A 4,097-nucleotide genomic window follows, 5' to 3' on the forward strand; every position below is an offset into this window, starting at 1 on the left:
GCCCGACGCGACGCACCACCCGGCATTGGGCACGGACGACCGGCTGTTGCGGCTCGTCCTGGCCTACCTACCCATCGCCGCGGGCGGCGCAGTGCTCTCACTCGTCTACGACGTCGGCGCCCATCCGGGCGGGGACCCGGCCGAGGACATGTTCCTCCGCGGCACTCCGCTCGTACCCCCGCTGTTCCTCCCAGCTGCCCTGGTGGCTGCCGGTCTCCTTACCAGGAGGGGCGGCAGCGCGGCGACAACGGGCGAAGCGATGGCCGGCCTCGTCGGGGTGGCGTTTCTGGCCGGAACCACCTTCAACCTCCCGAATGACTTCGACGCTGCACGAGCCGCCGGATCACCGATCGGTCTGACCGTTGCCACGGCCGTCGTCCACGCCGCGCTGGGCCTGGGTCTGGCCCGTCACGCCATCGCTGTGCTACGACGTGGCCAGGCATCGACCATCCAGACGACCGTGGACGTGGACTCGAACCAGTGACGAGGTGAGCGCTCGTCCTCCACCATGGACAGCGGAACGCACCGGAGTCGGACGATCCCCATCACCTGAAGAAGGAGCCGACCGCAGGCGTCCTGGAGGACCCCGCCCCAAGGCACCGGTTCCTCACGCACGCGTTCGCGTCTTACGTGCCGGACCCGGGCCACTGGCGTGCTGACCCGTCCCATCGTTGTCGCTGTTGCCACCCTGCCTCGCGTCTCAAAGATCAGGCTAGGGTGACGCCGGTGGCGGCCGGCGATGATCCGTGTCGCTGGAGTTCGCTCGGGTGATGAACCTCAGCGATGCGTTGTCCGCGATCGCGATGACGCTGCTGCCGTCCAGGCCGCTTCACTCGCCGTTGCCCCCCGACCCTACTCTGCAGCCTGCCGCAGATCGGAGAGCAACGATCGTCCGTGCTCGACAGCTTCGCCGTAGGTCATCGTCGAGCCGTGCTCGAACGCGGCGGTGAACCCGGCGCCCAAGTCCCGTCGACCGTGCTCGATGAGCCGCGCCAGCCGTTGGGCGGCCTGTGGCGGGACGTGGGTGCCCATGGACGACCGGATCGCCGCGGTCGCGCCGAGCACCTCGACCGACGCTCGTGGCAGACCGTGATGCATCCCGAGCTCGGCGATGACCTCCAACGTCAGGATCGTCGATGCGATGTGCCGCGCCTCCGCCAGACGTTCGAGGGACGCCGCGATCAGGTCGTGGACGCCTTCCGTGTCGCCTCGGCTCATGTGGAACTGCGCCAGTGCAGCCTCGGCGATCCCCATGTCGACCTTCGAGTCGATGTCCCGCGCGCGACGCAATGCGTGCCGCAGTAGCTCGTCGGTATCGTCGAACCGGCGCGTGATGCCCTGCATCCAGCTCATCGCGACGAGCCCGGTCGTCGCTCCGACCTCGTCGGCCATCCTCTCGAACGTGGCGACACCGCGCCGGATGGTCGCCATGCCGTCACCCATCGAGCCCGTGAGGCCGCGGACGAGGCCGACCGCCACGTCCGCGTACCCGAGGCTGCGGTCGTCTCCCGTCTCCCGCGCAACCTTCGCGGCCTGCAGCACCGCCGGCACGGCGAAGTCGTAGTCGCCGGACCAGATCGCGAACATGGCTCGGGCCGCGAGGACGCGTGCGTGGGGCTCGCGGCCAATCTGGGGCGCCTCGAGACAGCGGTCAGCCCACAGCACGCCTTCCTTGAGGTAGCCGCGCATCCACCAGAACCACCACGACTCCCACACAGCATTGGCGACCGGATCCGGATCGTCCCTCGCGAGCAACCACGTGAATGCCTGCCGCACGTTGTCCAGCTCGATCTCCATCGCGTCGAGCACCGTGCGGCGCCGCCCACCGGGACCTCCGACGCTGTCGGCAAGCTCCAGGAACGCGCGAGCATGGCGTCCGAGCACCTGGTCCCGCCCCGCGCTGGCGTCCAGACGCTCCCACCCGAACTGGCGGATCGTGCCGAGCATTCCGAAGCGGACACCGTGCTCGGCGTGGGCGTCCGTGCGCACCAGGCTCTGCTCCACGAGGGACGCGACGGCTGACACGACGTCGCCCTCGACGTCACACACCCGCTCTGCGGTCGCCAGCGTGAACCCCCCGCGGAAGGCGCTCAGCTGTGCGAACGCGTCCTTCATGGGCCGGTCAAGCAGGTCATAGCTCCAGGCGATCGCGGCAGCGAGGCTCTGGTGACGCACAGGCATGTCGCGCCGCCCGCCGCGCAGGTCGGGGAAGCGTTCCCGTAGTCGGTCGAGCAGCATCTCAGGCGTCATGATCCTGACCATCGCGGCGGCCAGCTCGAGCGCCAGCGGGAGTCCGTCGAGCTCACGGCAGATGTCGACGACCGCCGTCGTCGAGCGCTCGTGGAGGGCAAGATCCGGCCGCACGGCACGTGCTGCCTCGATGAAGAGCTGGACGGCGGCGTACTCGCGCACGCGTTCGCTCGGCGTGTGTCCGGTCGGCACGGCCAACGGCCGCACGGGGAACTCTCGCTCTCCGCGGAGGCGAAGCGGTGTGCGGCTCGTGACGATGACGGTCAGCTGCCCGCAGAGCTCGATCAGCTCCGCGACCAGCGCGGCGCCCGGTACGACCTGCTCGAAGTTGTCGAGGATCAGCAGCGACCGCCGGTCACCGATGGCATCGGCTACCGCGGCGACGGCACGCGAGGCGTCGGAGGTCGCGACGTCGAGCGCGGCGGCGACCGTGTCGGCGATGAGGCCTGGCTCGCGCAGCGCCTCGAGCGAGACGTAGAACGTGCCGCCGGGGAACTCCGGTCCCAGCCGGCGTCCCGTCTCGATCGCCAGGCGGGTCTTGCCGATCCCGCCCGGGCCGACCAGGGTGAGCAACCGCACGTCATGCCGCTTGAGCTGCGCGGTGATCTCGGCGACGTCGGCATCGTGCCCGAGGAACATGGTGGCCGGAACCGGCAGGGGAGCGGGGCGCGCCCGCCGTTCCGCCTCGACCCCATCGTCCGTCGCGTGGAAGCGCTCGGTCAGCAGCACGACCAGGTCGTTCCTCAGCAGCTCCTCCAGGTCGGCTGCCGTGGAGAACGGTTTGTACGACAGGCCGCCCTCGCGCACGCGCTCGAAGAAGGCCTGCAGCTGCGGCTCGCGATCGACGCCGGCCTGGATGTAGACGAGGCGCGGCATGCCGGCGGACAGGATGAACTCGTCCTCGAGACCGGACACCTCCATGCCCGGTGCGGTCCATCCGTACCGCTTCGAGTAGATGGCGACGAAGACGTCGCTCTGTCCGACGTAGGCGCCGTAGAGCGCCCGGGGCGGGTACGGGCGGGCGCCCGCCTCGAACATCACCGGCGTGAGGTTGAGCGCCTCGACCGAACGCCTGGCAGCGGCCCGCTCCTCGGTCAGGTCAAGCGTCGAAGAGATGAAGACGCGGAGTCGCTGGTCTGGGGTCAGGATCACGCGTTCACAGTAGAGGTGACTGCGCGTCCGATCCAGGTCCGTGCGCGCGGTGACATCGGCGTCGGCGGAAGTGCCTGGGTGGTCGGTCCGGGACCCACCTCTGGGCACCCCTCCTCGTCAGAGGTGTGCCCGCTGCCGCCAGTCACGCCGTCGCGGTCGCGGTGTCGTCGCTGTGGACTGGGAGTTCGACACCGGGCGATGGATTCGGATCACGGATCAGGACGCGGCGAGACGGACGACGTCGGACATGACGGTCACGGCGCGTTGGAACCCGTCGACGGGCATGCGTTCGTCGTGTCCGGGGATCGTTGCGAGCAGCTCGGCGGGTGAACGAGTGGGGTCCAGCCGTACGCGGATGCTCCTCGTGCCCGGAACGACCGCAGGTCGGTGATTCCCGGGCTCAGCGACAGCGTGGAGAGACGTCGCAAGCCCTGCTGCGCCAGCTGCCGGGAAGGCCTGCCCGAGCAGGAGGCGGTGATGGATCAACGGTCCGATGTAGTGATGGCCGGGACGGCGGCCGGAGTGGGACCTCGCCGGCGTCCCGGCCGGCCGCAGCCGCGCACGGTGCAGGCTGGGAGTCACCGGGGACGGGCCGAAAGCCCCAGCGAAGCGGCCGAGTGGCGGGCCGGACCGCGCCGTTCGACCCTTCCGGGGCGTCGGTGGATGGCGCACGCTTGAGGACATGCTGAGGTTGG

General features: G+C 69.9%; 2 protein-coding genes. One reads left to right on the top strand and one right to left on the bottom strand.

The genetic code is table 11. The features are described 5' to 3' along the window. A partial coding sequence (locus VK923_00470; GenBank protein ID HSJ43141.1) for a hypothetical protein occupies window positions 1–484 on the top strand: 484 nt, incomplete at its 5' end. Between the two features lie 368 nt (window positions 485–852). Here the strand turns inward: VK923_00470 and VK923_00475 are convergent. Continuing rightward, the gene (locus VK923_00475) at window positions 853–3,402 is read right to left on the bottom strand and encodes a DUF4062 domain-containing protein (GenBank protein ID HSJ43142.1); all 2,550 of its coding nucleotides are present in this window, start codon (window positions 3,400–3,402) and stop codon (window positions 853–855) included. Between the last annotated feature and the right edge of the window lie 695 nt (window positions 3,403–4,097).

The sequence above is a fragment of the Euzebyales bacterium genome (genome assembly GCA_035461305.1).
In the GTDB taxonomy this organism is placed as follows: Bacteria; Actinomycetota; Nitriliruptoria; order Euzebyales; family JAHELV01; genus JAHELV01.